A 16,988-nucleotide genomic window follows, 5' to 3' on the forward strand; every position below is an offset into this window, starting at 1 on the left:
GAAGTGCTTGCTTGAAGGAGTGACTCCTTCCACCCGGATCATCCCCAGCGGATCAGCACCAGCAACCACAGTGCCGAGCCCGCCAGGGCCCACCAGATACTCAGGGGCGTGAACCCCACCACCGCCAGGTGCAGGTAGGCGGCAGACAACAGCCCGATAAAGAGGCGATCCCCGCGTGTGGTCGAGATCGGCAGGAACCCCTTGCGCTCGACCGTCGGCTGCACGACCTCCCATACGGTCATCCCGGCGAGCATCGCCGCGATGACCGAAAAGAAGACGGTGGTCGGCAGCGTCCAAACCATCCATTCCATGACGCGCCCTCCTCAGGTGCGGCCCAGGGCGAAGCCCTTGGCGATGTGATTGCGAACGAAATAGACCACCAGGATGCCGGGCAGGATGGTCAGCACCCCCGCCGCCGCCATGGTGCCCCAGTCAATACCGGAGGCCGTCTTGGTGCTGGTCATCACCGAGGCGATAGGCTGCGCGTTGGTCGAGGTCAGGGTGCTGGCCAGCAGCAGCTCGACCCACGAGAACATGAACAGGAAGAACAGCGTCACGCCGATCCCGGAGCGGATCATCGGGATGAATATGCGCACGAAGAAGCGCGGGAAGCTGTAGCCGTCGATGAAGGCCGTCTCATCGATTTCCTTGGGCACGCTGCTCATGAAGCCCTCGAGAATCCAGATGGCCAGGGGAATGTTGAACAGGCAGTGCGCCAGCGCCACCGCGATGTGGGTATCGAACAGCCCCACGGTGTAATAGAGCTGGAAGTACGGCAGCAGGAAGACCGCCGGCGGCGCCATCAGGTTGGTCAGCAGCCAGAAGAACAGATGCTTGTCGCCGATGAAGCGGTAGCGGCTGAAGGCATAGGCGGCGGGCAGGGCGACCAGGATACTGATCACCATGTTCATCAGCACATAGGTCAGTGAGTTCACGTAGCCCATGTACCAGGTTTCGGTGGTGAAGATCTTGCTGTAGTGCTCGAAGGTGAAGTCTTCCGGCCACAGGGTGAAGCCGCCGAGGATCTCGGTATTCGACTGGAACGACATGTTCATCAGCCAGTAGATCGGCAACAGCACGAACAGCAGATACAACCCCAGCAGCAGCTTGGGCCGCAGGCGGCTCGGCACGGCGCGAGCCTTACGACGGCGCCGCTTGTCGTTGAGGGCCGCTCTGTTACGTACTTCGTCGGGAGTCGTGGGCTTTGACTGGCTCATCTCAGGCGCCCTCCTCTTTGTCTTTCTGCATGTTCATGATCGCCGTATAGAACACCCAGCTGACCAGCAGGATGATTAGGAAGTAGATCAGCGAGAAGGCGGCGGAGGGGCCGAGATCCTGTTGACCGATCGCCATGGTGGTCAACGACTGGCTGAGGAAGGTGGTCGAGCTGCCTGGCCCGCCACCGGTCAGCACGAAGGGCTCCGCGTAGATCATGAACGAATGCATGAAGCGTAGCAGTACCCCGATCACCAGCACGTTGGTCAGCTTGGGCAGCTGGATGAAGCGGAATACCGACCATTTTGATGCTCGGTCGATGCGCGCCGCCTGGTAATAGGCCTCGGGAATGGAGCGCAGGCCGCTGTAACACAGCAGCGCGATCAGCGGCGTCCAGTGCCAGACATCCATGATGATGATGGTGCCCCAGGCGTCCACGGCACTGCGGGTGATGTTGTACTCGTAGCCCAGCTCGCGCAGGCTCCAGCCCATCAGACCGATGTCGCCACGGGTGAAGATCTGCCAGATGCTGCCCACCACGTTCCAGGGAATCAGCAGTGGCAACGTCACCAGGATCAGCACCGCCGAGGCCTGCCAGCCCTTCTTGGGCATCAGCAGCGCGATGCCAATGCCCAGCGGCACCTGAATGGCGAGCACCGTCAGCGAGAAGGCGAACTGGCGCAGCAACGCCGACTGCAGGGTCGGATCATTGAGCATCTGCGCGAACCATTCCGTGCCGGTGAAGAAGCGGGTATTGGCATCGAAGACATCCTGCACCGAGTAGTTGACGACGGTCATCAACGGGATGATCGCCGAAAAGGCGACCAGCGCCAGCATCGGCAGGATCAGCAGCCAGGCCTTGTTGTCATAGACCTTATTCATGATCGGTCTCCACGCGGTATTCGTCGATATAGACGCCCAGACGCGCCGGGGGGAAGCGGACATGGGCCTTGCCCTGGGGCGTGACCTGATCCTCGTTGATGCGCGCCTTGAGGGTGATCTCCCCAAGCGCGAGGGTCAGAATCGAGTAGGTGCCCAGGTCCTGGGCATTCACGACCTCGACCGGAAGCGAATCCTCCTCGGGCGTCTCGAAGACCTCCACGAAATCGGGACGGATGCCGAGGCGGACGTTATCCGAGGAGCTGCGGGCGATGAGATCCCGCACCTGGGGCGCGACCGGGATCACCACCTCGCCGCTGTGTACCTGACCTTGGCGTACCGAGACGTCGAGCAGGTTCATGCCGGGGCTGCCGATGAAATAGCCCACGAAGGTATGGGCCGGGCGTTCATAGAGTTCGCGGGGCGTGCCGAACTGCACCACCTGCCCCTCATACATGACCGCGATCTTGTCGGCGAAGGTCGAGGCCTCCAGCTGATCGTGCGTCACATAGACCATGGTGATGTTGAAACGCCGGTGGATCTCCTTGAGCTTGCGGCGCAGCTTCCACTTGAGCTGCGGGTCGATCACGGTCAGCGGCTCATCGAACAGAATCGCCGAGACATCTTCCCGCACCAGGCCACGGCCCATGGAGACCTTCTGCTTCTCATCGGCGGTCAGGTTCTTGGCCTTGCGCTTGAGCTGGGGGGTCAGCTCCAGCACCTCGGCTACCTCGAGTACCTTCTCGCGGATCTGCGCTTCACTCATGCCGGCGTTGCGCAGCGGGAAGGCCAGGTTGTCGAAGACCGTCATGGTGTCGTACACCACGGGGAACTGAAAAACCTGAGCGATGTTGCGCTGCTCGGGAGGTAGCGAATTGACCCGCTCGCCATCGAACAGCACCTCGCCACTGGAGGGTTCCAGCAGCCCGGAGATGATGTTGAGCAGGGTCGACTTGCCGCAGCCCGATGGCCCCAGCAAGGCGTAGGCGCCGCCCTGATGCCAGACGTGATCCATCTCGCGAATCGCATAGTCTTCTGGCGCGGACGGCGACGGCAGATAGGAATGGGCAAGCTGCCGCAGGGTAATTTCCGCCATCTTATAGGCCTCCCAGGTGCGCCGGAATGTGTACCACGCCGCCCAGCCGATCGAAGGCATAGACCTTGTGCGTGGGCACGTAGAGGGTGACAGGGTCGTCGGGATCGTACTCGTGCACGCCTTCCAGCAGCACCGTCATCTGAAACTGCGCGTTATGTACGTGCAGGAAGGTTTCCGAGCCGCTGAGCTCGGCCAGATCGACGCGCATCTCCAGCGCCAGATCGTCCGCGGTCTGTGGGCTCAAGGCGATGTGCGAGGCACGAATACCGAATCGGTAATCCCCCGCGCCCAGCGGGCGGAGGTCATCATTGAGGGGGAAGCGGATGCCGCCCTCGAGCTGCACCTCGTTGCCGGCGATGCTGCCGTCGACGACATTGATCGGCGGCTCCGAGAACATCTCGGCGGCGAGAATATCCTTCGGGCGGTGATACACCTCCTCGGTGGGCCCGTACTGCAGCAGTCGTCCCTCATGCAATACGGCGGTGTTGCCGCCAAGGGCCAAGGCCTCGCCGGGCTCGGTGGTGGCATAGACCGCGATGCAATGGCGCTCGCTGAACAGGGTACGCAGCTCGTCACGCAGCTCCTCGCGCAGCTTGTAATCCAGGTTCACCAGCGGCTCATCGAAGAGGATGACATCGGCTTCCTTGACCAGTGCCCGCCCCATGGCGGTGCGCTGTTGCTGGCCGCCGGACAGCTCCAGCGGGAAGCGCTCCAGTAGATGATCGATGCGCAGCATCTCGGCGGTCTCACGCACGCGACGATCGATGTCGGCGCCGGCGACCTTGGCCAGCCTGAGTGGCGAGGCGATGTTTTCGTATACGCTCAGCGCCGGATAGTTGATGAACTGCTGGTACACCATCGAGACGTTGCGGCGCCGAACCGAGACGCCGGTCACGTCGCGACCATCCATCATGACGCGCCCACGGGTTGGCACCTCCAGCCCGGCCATCAAGCGCATCAGCGTCGTCTTGCCGGCCAGGGTGCGGCCCAGCAGCACATTGAACGACCCCGGGGCCAGCTCCATATTCACGCCATCGATATGGGTGGCGCCGTTGACCACGTGGTCGATGTTCTCGAGGATCAGGGACATGGCGTTCTCGCGGGCAGCAAGGATGAGACGGCACGGGACGTCAGGTAACCAGGCGTCACGCGGTATGGGAGTGGGGTGAGAATCAACACCAGGTGAGCTCCTGTTTAATTGTTGTAGGGAGCGAGTCAGAACACCAGGTTCGCGTCAGCGTCACATGATGTTCACTTACAAACAAACGAACATCACATGATGTTCGTTTCAGGGCTCAGACTAGTGCAGAGGGGGCCGGGCGACAATGCATTCCGAGCCTTTCCGACTTATACCTTGGTCTATAAAGCCAGTAAAATCAGCAGAATGCTTGATAGGTGGCGGCAAAAAGGGGTGTGAAAGCTAGCTTTCGTTTTCGATCACGCAGAGGCGCCATTAGCGAAGATCCGGCGGCACCGTGTCAGCACCGCCGATCGCCATGACCCGACAATCGACAGGGAAGGAGTAAGGCGGGGGGACTGGAGGACGCAAGGGGAAAACAGACGCCGATCGGGACAGAGAGAGAGCTAGCGCTTCCCGTCGTCGGTGGCGTCATCTTCGGCGCCTTTCTTGCCCTGGGCCGCCAACGCATCGCCATGCGCCCGGGGATCAATCTTCTGTTCGAGCTGCTCGGCGCCCTCGGCCAGAGACTCGTGATAACGCGACCAGTCTTCCCAATCATGCGGTGTGCCGCTGCGCGGGCGATGCTGTCCCGCCTCGAGCGCTCGGGACCAGGCCAGCTCCTCGAGGGTGTGCGGCTTCTCTTCTTCCTTGTCCAGCTCGATGCCTTTCTTGGCGAGATATTGACGTGCATCCATGGGGTTTCTCCTGTGTTGCTGTGAAGGACCGGTGCGGTAAAGGGCGGACGCTGAGAATGACGGTCGCCGGAAATGGTGACATTGGATGTGGCGACGGCCGAATCGAATGCTCCTACCCGGCAGACCCGGACCGACAGCGGGCGTTTCATCAGCGAAGGCTATCGAAAAGTTAAAATCAATTAAATTCCCCTCTTGCCGACGACCCCGGATACTCATTGGCGTTTTGCGGCCGGCAGCCTCCCTGGTCACACCCTCAAGCACAGGCGCGAGAGGGTCGGCTCAGGGCTCCGCCGCCGGCTTCATCCACCCTACAAGGATACCAGCCATGCAAGAACGTCAGGTCGATGTCGCCATCATCGGTGCCGGAACCGCCGGTCTCGGCGCCTACCGCGCCGCCAAGCAGCACACCGACGCCGTGGTCATGATCGAAGGCGGCCCCTACGGCACCACCTGTGCCCGGGTGGGTTGCATGCCCTCGAAGCTCCTGATTGCGGCGGCCGAGGCCGCGCATCAGGCCGCCGACACCGATGCCTTCGGCATCCGCGTCAAGGGCGACATCGAGGTCGATGGCGCCGCCGTGATGGATCGCGTCAAGCGTGAACGGGACCGCTTCGTGGGCTTCGTCCTGGAGTCGGTCGAGCGGATTCCCGACGCGGACCGGCTGCGCGGCTATGCCCGCTTCGAAGATGCCCATACGCTGCTGGTCGATGACCACACCCGCGTCCGCGCCAAGCGGATCGTCATCGCCAGCGGGTCCCGGCCCAGCTACCCCGGCGACTTCGAGGCCGCCGGCGATCGCCTGATCATCAACGACGACGTCTTCGAATGGGACACCCTGCCGGAATCGGTGGCGGTGTTCGGCCCCGGCGTCATCGGTCTCGAGCTCGGCCAGGCCCTGCATCGTCTCGGCGTGCGCCTGCGGGTATTCGGCGTCGGTGGCGCCCTTGGCCCGCTTCAGGACACGGCGGTGCGCCAGATGGCGGATAGCACCTTCAATCAGGAGTTCTACGTCGACCCCGATGCCCGGGTCGAGCGCATCGAACGCGACGGGGACAGCGTGGTCGTGACCTTCCTCGAGCGGGACAGCGGTGAGCGGCTGACCGAGCACTTCGACTACCTGCTGGCCGCCACCGGACGGCGCCCCAACGTCGATCGGCTCTCGATCGAGAATGCCGGCCTGACCCTCAACGAGCGCGGCGTGCCGACCTACAACAGTTTCACCCTGCAGTGTCGTAATGCCGACGGAGGCCCCAGCCATATCTTCATCGCCGGTGACGCCGACCAGGACCTCCCCCTGCTGCACGAAGCCAGCGACGAGGGCCGCATCGCAGGCGACAATGCCGGACGCTACCCGGAAATGCGCGCCGGCCAGCGCCGCACACCGTTGGCGGTGGTGTTTAGCGATCCGCAGATGGCAACGGTAGGCCTCAGCTATGCTGAACTGGAGAGGCGTTATGGCGGATGTGACTGCCTAGCCAGCGGCGAGGTGTGGTTCGAGGGCCAGGGACGCTCGAGGGTGATGCGGGTCAACAAGGGGCTGATGCGGGTCTATGCCGAACAGGGCAGCGGGCTCTTCCTGGGCGCCGAGATCTTCGGCCCTCGCGCCGAGCACCTGGCCCACCTGCTGGCCTGGGCACAGCAGCAGCGCATGACGGTTGGCCAGATGCTGGAGATGCCGTTCTATCACCCGGTCATCGAGGAAGGCTTGCGAACCGCCCTTCGCGACCTGAACGCCAATCTCAAGCTCGGCTCTCGGATCGTCGAGCGCTGCATGGAATGCGGACCGGGCGACTGACCCCACCCGGTGCCAAACGAAGTAATGGGTCACGGCGCTTGACGCAAGGAGACTGACGATGGCTCACACTGCTCCCAACATCGTGCGCGACATCATGTCCCGCGATTGCTACCGGGTGACCGGCAATACCTCGGTCACCAACCTGGTCAAGGGCCTGGCGTTACACCGCCTGCCCGGCGTGCCGGTGGTCGACGACCGGGATCACCTGATCGGTTTCATCTCGGAACAGGACGTCCTCGGCAAGCTGCTCGAGAGCGCCTACCTCAACGATGAGCCGCCGCTGGTCAGGGAACTGATGCGTCACGAGGTGCTGTCGGTGACGCCGGCCAAGAGCATCACCGACCTCGCCCAGGAGATGCTCGGCACCAAGCCCAAGGTCTACCCGGTGGTGGAGCAGGAACGTCTGGTGGGCATCGTCACCCGCCGCGACATCCTGAGCGCCATCCTGCAGATGCGCGGCGGGCGCCACTGACTCACATCGTTCACCCCCTGCCATGACTCGACGTTGCCCCTTCGCCGAACTGACGGCGAGGGGGCAACGTCGTTTGGCGGCTCACACCACCCGACAAGTCCGCTGCCCGACCTCCAGGCAAAAAAAACGCCATGTGCGGGCACATGGCGGTCAAGATCGAAACCAGAGTACGTACGCCTCATTGCGACTGCTATCGCCAAGGAATAGGTACTCAACCACTATGACCGCGCACACGCGAGAATTCTCCCTGGCAGCCGAAAAAAACTGCCCGACGATCATTTCTGGTCGTGGAGGCTAGACGCTATCTAACGCATTGGTTACAGTAACCTTTCGATCAGCGGGTGTAGCTCAATGGTAGAGCAGAAGCTTCCCAAGCTTAAGACGAGGGTTCGATTCCCTTCACCCGCTCCATCTTCGATCTCTTCCCGATCCCGCCTTTCCTTCGTCAGTGAGTCGCCTGCATGGCCATCTTCCTGCTGATCTTTGCCGTGTGCTTTCTGGTCATCGGCGGCATGGTCGGTGTCATGATGCTGACCCGCACGCCCCGCTATCGCACCGGCGCCCATGACCTGCTAACACTGTTTGACAAGGCGCTGGCCGGTACTCTCAGTGAAGCGGAGTGGCATACCGTCATCGGCTATCCAGTACGCCATGATGACTTCCTCGAGGGCGTCCGCCGACGAGCTCAGCATCTAATGGACGAACACGGTCGCCCCTGGCAGGCCGCTCAGGGCGGGTCGCTGTTTTCCCGCCGCGGCCGTGAAGATCTAAAGGCCCTGCGGGACCACCTCGCCTCGCGCACTGCGCTGCGCGAGACGCAAGAAGAGCACAGGTAAGGTTGCTATCTTTCACCTTACATCCGGGTACAATGTTCGCCTGACAGGCTTCATGTGCCGGGAGAGCCAAAGCGATGCCCAGCGCGATACATCTGGTCCCGCTCGATACCACCACCAAGCACCATGATCACGATCATCATCAGATCGTGATCGGGGTTGATGGTCATGCCGAGTTCGAGATCGAGGGCCTGGGAGGCTCCATTGCCCCGCTCTCGGGCTGTATCGTGCCAGCGAGCCATGTGCATTATTACGAAGGGGTAGGCGACAATCGCCACCTCATCCTGAACCTGCCGCCCACTTCCTTCCCCCTGGCAGGCGCGCAGCAGGAACTGTCCCGGCTGTTCGATGCCCCCCTCTTCTTCTCGCTAGACGAGGCCCTGACTCGCTACCTCGATTTCCTGGTCCAGGAACTTGCACGCCTGCAAGAGGGGGCGCCGCAACCCCTGATGCACCAGGACATGCTGGCGAGCACGTTTCTGTCCTGCCTGAACGTGCGCATGCAACCCTCACGACAGCACTCGAGCGGCCTTAAACGCATCGACCTCGATGCCCTGGATCGCTACATCCAGCGACACCTGTCGCAACGGCTCAACGTGGCTCACCTGGCGCGCCAGGCCTGCCTGAGCGAAGCCCATTTCAATGACTGCTTCCGTCGGCAAACAGGCATCACCCCCTACCAGTATCTGCTCACCAGACGCCTACGTGCCGCCCGACATCTGCTGCTTTCAACGCGTCTGCCATTATCAGAAATTGCTGATCAAACAGGCTTTTCTTCCCAAAGCGCCCTATCGCATGCCTTCCGCCGCAGCTTCGGCCACCCTCCCAGCGCCTTGCGCCGGCCAACACCCCCTACCATCCTGACTAGCGACGGCTAGTTAGCGGGGATTAGACAAAAGTCTAGGTGGCGACACCGGCAGGCCACGCTCCCCGCTTTTTGACAAATCAAGCCGGGGAATTCGCAAGACGCCGGCCGGCTGCAGCACTACATTCACTCAATCAAGAAACGCTCACGGGCAGTCTGCGCCTGCCCCATCGTTTCCTGGGCCACGCTTCACCAGCCGGGCGCCTGCTGTTCCTGCAGGACACCTGACGCTTGTCAGCCATCTCGCTCGGTCACGCATTGTCATGGGGTAGTCATAATGCTTAATGCTAACAACATGCTGGATAGCACCACTTGGAAGCAGGACCTGGATACGCTGTTTGCCCGCATCAGCGACCATTATGTCGTCGATGAAGAAACCTTCGTGGGTGAACTCGTCGACTTCCTGTCCGCCGACGAAGCCGACTTCAAGCGGACCGCCAATCAGGCGGCCGAGCTGGTGCGCGAAGTCCGGGAAATGGACACGGCCGTCGACTCCATCGATGAACTCCTCCAGCAATACAGCCTCGATACCAACGAGGGCCTGATGCTGATGTGCCTCGCCGAGGCCATGCTGCGCATCCCCGACAAGGAAACGGCCGACGCCCTGATCGAAGACAAGCTGGGGCCTGCTGACTGGAAGGCCCACGTCGGCAAGAGCGAGTCCTGGTTCGTCAATGCATCGACCTGGGGCCTGCTGATGACCGGCCGTGTCATCAATCTGGACAAGCCCAAGGAAGGTCGGCCCGCCCACTTCATCAACAAGCTCGTCAACCGCATGGGTGAGCCGGTGATTCGCCGCGCCATGTACGAAGCGATGAAGATCATGGGCAAGCAGTTCGTGCTCGGCCGCGACATCGAGGAGGCGCTCAAGCGCTCCAAGCCGCTGTTCGACAAGGGCTACACCTACTCCTACGACATGCTCGGCGAAGCGGCCCGCACCCGCGCCGACGCCAAGCGCTATTTCGATTCCTATGCCAACGCCATCAAGAGCGTCGGCAAGACCAGCAAGTCGCTGTCGTCCAAGACCCCCTCCCCGTCGATCTCCATCAAGCTCTCGGCGCTGCATCCCCGCTATGAGTTCGGTCGCCGCGAGCAGGTTCTCGAAGAGCTGGTCGGCACCGTGCGCGAGCTGGCCGCCATGGCTCGCGAGCGCGATGTCGCCATGACCATCGACGCCGAGGAGGTCGATCGCCTGGAGCTGTCGCTGGAAGTCTTCCGCGCGGTCTATGAGAGCGACACCTGCAAGGGCTGGGGCCACTTCGGGCTGGTCGTGCAGGCCTATTCCAAGCGGGCGCTGCCGGTGCTGCATTACCTCAACCGCCTGGCGGATGAGCAGGGCGACGAGATCCCGATGCGCCTGGTCAAGGGCGCCTACTGGGACACCGAGGTCAAGGAATGCCAACAGATCGGCGTCGATGGCTATCCGGTCTACACCCGCAAGGCCAGCACCGATGTGGCCTACCTGGTCTGCGCCAGCTTCCTGCTGTCGGAGAACACTCGCGGGCGCATCTTCCCGCAGTTCGCGACCCATAACGCGCACACCATCAGCACCATCCTGGAGCTGGCCAACGAGTCCAGTCGCCCCTTCGAGTTCCAGCGTCTGCACGGCATGGGCGAAGCCCTCTACGACGCCGCCCTCAAGCGTGCCCCGCAAGGCACCTACTGCCGCATCTACGCGCCGGTAGGCGCCCACAAGGACCTGCTGCCGTACCTGGTGCGTCGCCTGCTGGAAAACGGCGCCAACTCCTCCTTCGTGCACCAGCTGGTGGACCCGCGCGTGCCGGTGGAATCGCTTTGCGTGCACCCGGTGGAGACGCTCAAGCAGTACAAGACCTATGCCAATAACCGGATTCCTTTGCCCAAGGACATCTACGGCCCCAACCGCGTGAACTCGAAGGGAGTGAACTTGAACATCAATAGCCAGTACCAGCCCCTCATGGACGAGATGGCCAAATTCATGGATAAGGCGTACCACGCCAAGCCGCTCCTGGCCTTCGATGTCGCCGATGACAGCAGCGCGCGCCATGAGGTCCTGTGCCCGTTCGACCGCAAGGTCAAGGTCGGCAGCGTGCAGTGGACCAGCAAGGATCAGGCCTCCAAGGCCGTGGATGCCGCCTGGGCCGCCTTCCCGCGCTGGGAAAGCACCCCGGTCGCCGAGCGTGCCGCCATCATCCGTCGCCTGGGCGACCTGATGGAAGAGAACCTCGCCGAGCTGATGACCCTGTGCTCTCGCGAAGGCGGCAAGCTGCTGACCGACGGCGTCGACGAGATCCGCGAGGCGGTGGACTTCTGCCGCTACTACGCGACCCGTGCCGAAGAGCTGTTCGGTGGCGCCACTACCCTGCCGGGGCCGACCGGTGAGTCCAACGAGCTGATGCTGTCCGGCAAGGGCGTGTTCGCCGCCATCAGCCCCTGGAACTTCCCGATCGCCATCTTCTGCGGTCAGGTCGTCGCGGCGGCCGTTGCGGGCAACCCGGTACTGGCCAAGCCCGCCGAGCAGACCTCGCTGGCGGCCAACCGCGTCATCGAGCTGCTTCATGAGGCCGGCATGCCGCGTGACGTGGTTCAGCTGCTGCCCGGCGACGGCCCCACCGTGGGCAGCGTGCTCAGCGGCGACCCGCGCATCACCGGCGTGGTCTTCACCGGCGGCACCGACACCGCTCAGATCATCAACCGTGCCCTGGCGGCTCGCGAAGGCGCCGCCCTGCCGACGCTGATCGCCGAGACCGGCGGCATGAACGCCATGATCGTCGACTCCACCGCCCTGCCCGAGCAGGTCGTCGCCGACGTCGTGCAATCCGCCTTCCAGAGTGCCGGCCAGCGCTGCTCCGCTCTGCGCGTGCTCTACCTCCAGGAAGACGTCGCCGACCGGGTCATCGAGATCCTCAAGGGCGCCATGGATGAGCTGCACGTGGGCGATCCGCGCAACCTGGGCACCGACGTGGGCCCGGTGATCGACGAGGATGCCCGCAAGGGCCTGATGGCGCACATCGAGAAGCTCAAGGGCGAGGGCCGTCTGGTCGCCGAGACCCGTCTCGACCCGGCGCACACCGCCGAAGGCACCTTCGTCGCCCCGGTGGCCTTCGAGATCGATGGCATCGACGCCCTGGAGAGGGAACAGTTCGGCCCGATCCTGCACATCGTTCGCTACAAGGCCAGCGAGATCGACAAGGTCGTTCAGTCCATCAACGACCGTCGCTATGGCCTGACCTTCGGCGTGCACAGCCGCAATGAATCCTTCGCCGAGGAGATCGCGCAGAAAATTCGGGTAGGCAATGTATACGTAAATCGTAATATCATTGGCGCCGTCGTCGGCGTCCAGCCCTTCGGTGGTCAGGGTCTGTCGGGTACCGGCCCCAAGGCGGGTGGTCCGAACTATCTGTTGCGCTTCGCCACAGAGAAGACGCTGACCATCAATACGGCCGCGCTCGGCGGCAACGCGTCGCTGCTCGCGATGGGAGACGAATAACCCGGGCCGAGCAGCCTGCAGGACGGGGCAACCATGCCCCGTCCGGCGGGTGCGTACGAAAAGGCCTTGCTAGTCTGTCAGCGACAACGCAGGGCCCTTTCGGCGTTTGACAACAATAACTGCAGAAGGACGACTCAACATGGTTGAAAACAACCTGACCATCGGCTTTACCTTCGCGCTCTACCTGGTGGTGATGCTCGGCATCGGTGTTATCGCCTACAAGCGCACAACCAACCTTTCCGACTATATCCTCGGCGGTCGCTCCCTGGGTCCCTGGACCTCGGCCATCTCGGCCGGTGCCTCCGACATGTCCGGCTGGCTGCTGCTCGGCCTGCCCGGGGCGGCCTACGTCAGCGGCCTGTCGGCCGGCTGGATCGGTATCGGCCTGCTCATCGGCACCTGGTTGAACTGGCTGATCGTGGCCCGTCGCCTGCGCGTCTACAGCTTCAAGTCTGGCGACGCCCTGACCCTGCCGGAGTTCTTCGCCAACCGCTTCCGCGACAACACCCAGCTGCTGCGGGTGGTCTCGGCGATCTTCATCCTGATGTTCTTCATGTTCTACACGAGCTCAGGCCTGGTCGCCGGCGGCAAGCTGTTCGAGACCGTCTTCGGCTTCGACTACACCTTCGCGGTGACGGTCGGCACCCTGGCGATCATCTCCTACACCTTCTTCGGTGGCTTCCTGGCGGTCTCCTGGACCGACCTGATCCAGGGCCTGATGATGGCCGCGGCCCTGCTGATCGTGCCGGTGATCGCCCTGTCCGAGCTTGGCGGCTTCAGCGGCAGCAGCGCCCAGATCCTCGCCGAGAACGGCGACATGCTGAAGTGGTTCACCGATGCTTCCAACGGCGAGACCCTGACCGCTATCGGCATCGTCAGCTCCATGGCCTGGGGCCTCGGTTACTTCGGCCAGCCGCACATCCTCGCGCGCTTCGCCGCCATCCGCAGCCCGAACGACATCCCGGCCGCCCGCCGCATCGCCGTGTCCTGGTCCGCCCTCTGCCTGCTGTGCGCCATGGGCGTCGGCCTGCTGGGCACCGTCTACATGGCTCGCGATCTGGGTGACGGCGAGACCATCTTCATGGTCATGGTCAACGCCATCTTCCACCCGGTCATCGCCGGCGTGCTGCTGGCGGCGATTCTGGCAGCCGTGATGTCCACCGCCGACTCCCAGCTGCTGGTGTCGTCCTCCGCCCTGACCGATGACTTCTACAAGGCCATGCTGCGCAAGAACGCCTCGCAGAGCGAACTGGTCTGGGTGGGTCGCTTCGCGGTCATCGGCATCGCCGCCATCGCCTACCTGCTGGCCCTGAATCCGGACTCCACCGTACTCGGCCTGGTGTCCTACGCCTGGGCAGGCTTCGGTGCGGCCTTCGGTCCGGCGCTGATCATGGCCCTGTTCTGGCGTCGCATGAACACCTGGGGCGCCCTGGCCGGCATCGTGGTCGGTGGCGTCACCGTGGTGGCCTGGGCCCAGGCGTCCGGCGGCATCTTCGACCTCTACGAGATCGTGCCGGGCGTGATCTTCGCCTACATCGCCATCGTCGTGGTCTCTCTGGCCACCGGCGAGCCGACGTACGAGATCACCGAAGAGTTCGACTCCATGAAGGAAGAGTAAGTCTTCCGATCTCGCAAGACCCGCGGGGGCGCCACTTGGCGCCCCCGCTGCGTTTCGGCCCCACCCTGGCCAGGGCGCGAGGCCTGGACGCCTCTCCCTCACCAGGGCCTCACCCCAGTATCCAGCGCCCCGCCACGAACAGTGCAAAACCGGCGAGCCCCCACCAGCAAAGTGGCGCGGCCAACAGCCGACGTCCCCAGGGGCGAGTCACCACCAGTCCCAGCCCGTGCATGAAGCCTGCCCCCAGCGCCCAGCTACCCAGCACGACCAGAGGCAGACGCCAGCCCCAGGCCAAGTCGCTGAGCGTCTCCGGCCTCCACAGCAATGCGACCGCCAGAAGCGACGACAGCAGCAGGCCACCAAAGGGCAGCCAGACATCTTGGATCCGGTGCACAGTCATCTGTCCTCCCTGCCGGCGGCCGCCGGCCACGAATGCGAATCCTGCCAACGTTCTTCCTAGCATAGCCAGCCAAGGCCAGCTCACTCGCCCTGGCGTGCCGGCCACGGCCGCGCCCCGCCATTTCTTGACCATTACTTGTACACAAGATGCATGACAGGAGTGCCCGCTCACTCCAATACCACCATAAAAAGGGACAATCGTAACTATCAGCGTCATTGGAAAAATCATCAGGCAAAAAGAACACTGTTTTCTATAATGCTCTTGTCAAACTTGGAACTGACATCGGCCGCCGGCCGATCATCTCGATCCCCAGAAGCACTCAGGAGGCTTCCATGCGCAAGGCAACTCTCTTCTCCGCTGCCCTTATCGCCACCACCGGCCTGGCGGCCACGCAGACGGCCCTGGCCTATCAGGCCGGCGACGTCTTCGTCCGTGGCGGCATCGCCCAGGTGGAGCCCACCTCCGACAACGGCAATGTCGCCGGCAGCGAGCTGGATGTCTCCGACGAGAACGGCTTCACCTACGGGCTGGGCTACCTGTTCAGCGACAAGGTCGGCGTCGAGCTCAATGGCAGCGAAGCCTTCGAGCACGACCTGAGCCTCAATGGCTCGGGGATCGGCAGCGTCGATCGCATGCCGGTCAACCTCTATGCCAACTACTACCCGCTGGGCGGCACCGGCGGCAAGGTGCAGCCCTATGTCGGCGTCGGGGTCAACTACACCGACTACTCCAACGCCCCCAGCGGCCTCAGCATCGATGACTCCTGGGGGGCCACCGGTCAGATTGGTGTCGATCTCGCCCTCACCGACTACCTGCTGCTCAACGGCTCGGTGAGCTATGCCGATGTCGAGGCCGACGTGAGCTCAGGAAGCACAAGCCTGGGCACCGGTGACGTCGACCCCGTGACCATCGGGGGTGGCATCACCCTGCGCTTCTGATCACAGGCGATTGATCGGACGTGTCCAATCAGCCATAGCACGATGTCACGCCGGGCCTTGGGCCCGGCGTTTTTTTTGCTGCGAGCAGGCGGATCGACGATAATACCGCGCCGAAAACATCCCTATTCCGCCATCCGTTCCACCCTCAACTCGCAGGTATTCCCCGTGACAACGCGTCTTTCCGGTTTCGAGGTGCTCGCGCTGGGCTTCATGACCTTTGCCCTCTTCCTCGGGGCCGGCAACATCATCTTCCCGCCGCAGGTCGGCCAGGGCGCCGGCATGGCCTTCTGGCCCGCCGCTCTGGGCTTTCTGGCCACCGGTGTCGGCCTGCCACTGCTGGGTATCGTGGCCGTGGCCATGGTCGGCGGCGGCCTGGACCGGCTGACCTCCCCCCTGCCCAAGGCCGCCGCCATGCTCTTCGGCCTGGGGATCTATCTGTCGATCGGCCCGCTGTTCGCCCTGCCCCGCACCGGCACCGTGGCCTTCGAGATGGGCATGCGCCCCTTCATCGAGCTGACCGAGGGCACCGGCCTGGCCCTTCACTCGGTGCTGTTCTTCGGCCTCGCCACCCTGCTGGCACTGAGCCCCGGCCGCCTGGTCGACGTGATCGGCAAGTGGATCACACCCCTGCTGATCTTCCTGCTGATGGTCATCGCCGCCGCCACCCTGCTCTTTCCCCAAGGGCCGCTGGGCCCGGTCAGCGAGGCCTGGGTCGAGGCGCCCTTCGCCCAGGGCTTCGAGAACGGTTACCTGACCATGGATACCCTGGCCTCGCTGGTCTTCGGCATCCTGATCGTCAGTGCCATCCGCGAGCGCGGCATCGAGGATCGTGCTGCCTTGATGCGCTATACCCTGTTGACCGGAGTGATCGCCGCCACCTGCCTGGCCGCGGTCTACCTGCCGCTGGCCTACATGGGCGCCACCAGCCATGAGGTGGCCGCCGGGGCCGATAACGGCGCACTGATTCCGACCTATGTGCAGGCGCTGTTCGGCCCGACCGGCCCGGTGCTGCTGGCGGTGATCATTACCCTGGCCTGCCTGACCACGGCGGTAGGACTCCTGACGGCCTGCGGCGAGTACTTCCATCGCCTCTTCCCGCGCCTGCCCTACCGGTGGATGGTCATCATCATGGGCGCCTTCTCGGCGCTGGTGGCCAACCAGGGCCTGGACAGCCTGATCCGCGTGTCGGTGCCGGTACTGGTGGCGCTCTATCCGCCGGCCATCGCCCTGATCGCCCTGTCGATGCTGCGCCGCCGCCTGGCCGATGCGCCGCGAGTCTTCTCCTGCACCCTGGGCCTGACCTTCGCCGCCAGCCTGCTGGACGGCCTGGCCGCAAGCGGGGTCGAGGCCCTGGTCGCTCCGGCGAGTGCCCTGCAGGCCCTGCTGCCGCTGGGCGCGACCAGCTTCGGCTGGCTACTGCCCGCCGCCGCTGGCCTGCTGCTGGGCCTGGCGATCAGCCGGCGCAGCGAGGCCTCGCTGGACCCGGCTCTCGCCGACTGAGGCGGCCCTCGCGCCCTTTCACGCTGCCAGAAC

15 protein-coding genes and 1 tRNA gene are annotated in these 16,988 nt (G+C 63.6%); 9 read left to right on the plus strand and 7 right to left on the minus strand.

Annotated elements, in window-relative coordinates:
* Positions 1–38 precede the first annotated feature (38 nt).
* The 6 genes from IEJ03_RS10190 to IEJ03_RS10215 all read right to left on the minus strand — a co-directional run bounded on the left by IEJ03_RS10190 (position 39) and on the right by IEJ03_RS10215 (position 5,065).
* The gene (locus IEJ03_RS10190) at positions 39–311 is read right to left on the minus strand and encodes a DUF2160 domain-containing protein (protein ID WP_192034754.1); all 273 of its coding nucleotides are present in this window, start codon (positions 309–311) and stop codon (positions 39–41) included.
* A 12-nt stretch (positions 312–323) separates the two neighbouring features.
* Positions 324–1,217 carry a carbohydrate ABC transporter permease gene (locus IEJ03_RS10195; RefSeq protein ID WP_192034755.1) on the minus strand — a complete coding sequence of 298 codons (894 nt, stop codon included), beginning with the start codon at positions 1,215–1,217 and terminating at the stop codon, positions 324–326.
* Between the two features lies 1 nt (position 1,218).
* Positions 1,219–2,097, minus strand: coding sequence for a sugar ABC transporter permease (locus IEJ03_RS10200; protein ID WP_192034756.1), 879 nt, complete (start codon positions 2,095–2,097; stop codon positions 1,219–1,221).
* The gene (locus tag IEJ03_RS10205) at positions 2,090–3,190 is read right to left on the minus strand and encodes an ABC transporter ATP-binding protein (RefSeq protein WP_192034757.1); all 1,101 of its coding nucleotides are present in this window, start codon (positions 3,188–3,190) and stop codon (positions 2,090–2,092) included. Before IEJ03_RS10205 ends, IEJ03_RS10200 begins: the two co-directional genes overlap by 8 nt.
* A 1-nt stretch (position 3,191) precedes the next feature.
* Positions 3,192–4,280 carry an ABC transporter ATP-binding protein gene (locus IEJ03_RS10210; protein ID WP_192034758.1) on the minus strand — a complete coding sequence of 363 codons (1,089 nt, stop codon included), beginning with the start codon at positions 4,278–4,280 and terminating at the stop codon, positions 3,192–3,194.
* A gap of 494 nt (positions 4,281–4,774) precedes the next feature.
* Entirely contained in the window at positions 4,775–5,065 is a 291-nt protein-coding gene (locus IEJ03_RS10215; RefSeq protein ID WP_242457934.1) for a hypothetical protein, read from the minus strand.
* A gap of 325 nt (positions 5,066–5,390) precedes the next feature.
* Here IEJ03_RS10215 and IEJ03_RS10220 point away from each other — a divergent pair, with 325 nt between their 5' ends.
* The 7 genes from IEJ03_RS10220 (at position 5,391) to putP (ending at position 14,117) form a co-directional block, all read left to right on the plus strand.
* Positions 5,391–6,860, plus strand: a complete 1,470-nt coding sequence (locus tag IEJ03_RS10220; RefSeq protein WP_192034759.1) for a dihydrolipoyl dehydrogenase — start codon at positions 5,391–5,393, stop codon at positions 6,858–6,860.
* 58 nt (positions 6,861–6,918) lie between these two features.
* Positions 6,919–7,332: a CBS domain-containing protein gene (locus tag IEJ03_RS10225; RefSeq protein ID WP_192034760.1), complete on the plus strand. Its 414-nt coding sequence runs from the start codon at positions 6,919–6,921 to the stop codon at positions 7,330–7,332.
* A 337-nt stretch (positions 7,333–7,669) separates the two neighbouring features.
* Positions 7,670–7,743 (plus strand) — tRNA-Gly (locus IEJ03_RS10230).
* Between the two features lie 50 nt (positions 7,744–7,793).
* Positions 7,794–8,168 carry a hypothetical protein gene (locus IEJ03_RS10235; protein ID WP_192034761.1) on the plus strand — a complete coding sequence of 125 codons (375 nt, stop codon included), beginning with the start codon at positions 7,794–7,796 and terminating at the stop codon, positions 8,166–8,168.
* 74 nt (positions 8,169–8,242) lie between these two features.
* Complete coding sequence (locus IEJ03_RS10240) at positions 8,243–9,043, plus strand: AraC family transcriptional regulator (RefSeq protein ID WP_192034762.1); 801 nt, start codon at positions 8,243–8,245, stop codon at positions 9,041–9,043.
* Between the two features lie 264 nt (positions 9,044–9,307).
* Positions 9,308–12,499, plus strand: a complete 3,192-nt coding sequence (putA, locus tag IEJ03_RS10245; RefSeq protein WP_192034763.1) for a bifunctional proline dehydrogenase/L-glutamate gamma-semialdehyde dehydrogenase PutA — start codon at positions 9,308–9,310, stop codon at positions 12,497–12,499.
* A gap of 139 nt (positions 12,500–12,638) precedes the next feature.
* Entirely contained in the window at positions 12,639–14,117 is a 1,479-nt protein-coding gene (putP, locus tag IEJ03_RS10250; protein ID WP_192034764.1) for a sodium/proline symporter PutP, read from the plus strand.
* 109 nt (positions 14,118–14,226) lie between these two features.
* Here the strand turns inward: putP and IEJ03_RS10255 are convergent, their stop codons facing one another.
* Entirely contained in the window at positions 14,227–14,511 is a 285-nt protein-coding gene (locus IEJ03_RS10255) for a cyd operon YbgE family protein (RefSeq protein ID WP_207116423.1), read from the minus strand.
* Between the two features lie 338 nt (positions 14,512–14,849).
* Between IEJ03_RS10255 and IEJ03_RS10260 the strand changes: the two genes are divergently transcribed.
* Entirely contained in the window at positions 14,850–15,455 is a 606-nt protein-coding gene (locus IEJ03_RS10260; protein WP_192034766.1) for an OmpW family outer membrane protein, read from the plus strand.
* Positions 15,456–15,620: 165 nt separating this feature from the next.
* Positions 15,621–16,955: a branched-chain amino acid transport system II carrier protein gene (gene brnQ, locus IEJ03_RS10265; RefSeq protein ID WP_202884364.1), complete on the plus strand. Its 1,335-nt coding sequence runs from the start codon at positions 15,621–15,623 to the stop codon at positions 16,953–16,955.
* The last annotated feature ends 33 nt before the right edge of the window (positions 16,956–16,988 follow it).

The organism is Halomonas sp. YLGW01 (genome assembly GCF_014840935.1).
Lineage (GTDB): Bacteria > Pseudomonadota > Gammaproteobacteria > Pseudomonadales > Halomonadaceae > Onishia.

Coding starts and splice junctions, on each gene's coding strand:
- IEJ03_RS10190 (WP_192034754.1), bottom strand. CDS start 311: ATGGAATGGATGGTTTGGACGCTGCCGACCACCGTCTTCTTTTCGGTC.
- IEJ03_RS10195 (WP_192034755.1), bottom strand. CDS start 1,217: ATGAGCCAGTCAAAGCCCACGACTCCCGACGAAGTACGTAACAGAGCG.
- IEJ03_RS10200 (WP_192034756.1), bottom strand. CDS start 2,097: ATGAATAAGGTCTATGACAACAAGGCCTGGCTGCTGATCCTGCCGATG.
- IEJ03_RS10205 (WP_192034757.1), bottom strand. CDS start 3,190: ATGGCGGAAATTACCCTGCGGCAGCTTGCCCATTCCTATCTGCCGTCG.
- IEJ03_RS10210 (WP_192034758.1), bottom strand. CDS start 4,280: ATGTCCCTGATCCTCGAGAACATCGACCACGTGGTCAACGGCGCCACC.
- IEJ03_RS10215 (WP_242457934.1), bottom strand. CDS start 5,065: ATGGATGCACGTCAATATCTCGCCAAGAAAGGCATCGAGCTGGACAAG.
- IEJ03_RS10220 (WP_192034759.1), top strand. CDS start 5,391: ATGCAAGAACGTCAGGTCGATGTCGCCATCATCGGTGCCGGAACCGCC.
- IEJ03_RS10225 (WP_192034760.1), top strand. CDS start 6,919: ATGGCTCACACTGCTCCCAACATCGTGCGCGACATCATGTCCCGCGAT.
- IEJ03_RS10235 (WP_192034761.1), top strand. CDS start 7,794: ATGGCCATCTTCCTGCTGATCTTTGCCGTGTGCTTTCTGGTCATCGGC.
- IEJ03_RS10240 (WP_192034762.1), top strand. CDS start 8,243: ATGCCCAGCGCGATACATCTGGTCCCGCTCGATACCACCACCAAGCAC.
- putA (WP_192034763.1), top strand. CDS start 9,308: ATGCTTAATGCTAACAACATGCTGGATAGCACCACTTGGAAGCAGGAC.
- putP (WP_192034764.1), top strand. CDS start 12,639: ATGGTTGAAAACAACCTGACCATCGGCTTTACCTTCGCGCTCTACCTG.
- IEJ03_RS10260 (WP_192034766.1), top strand. CDS start 14,850: ATGCGCAAGGCAACTCTCTTCTCCGCTGCCCTTATCGCCACCACCGGC.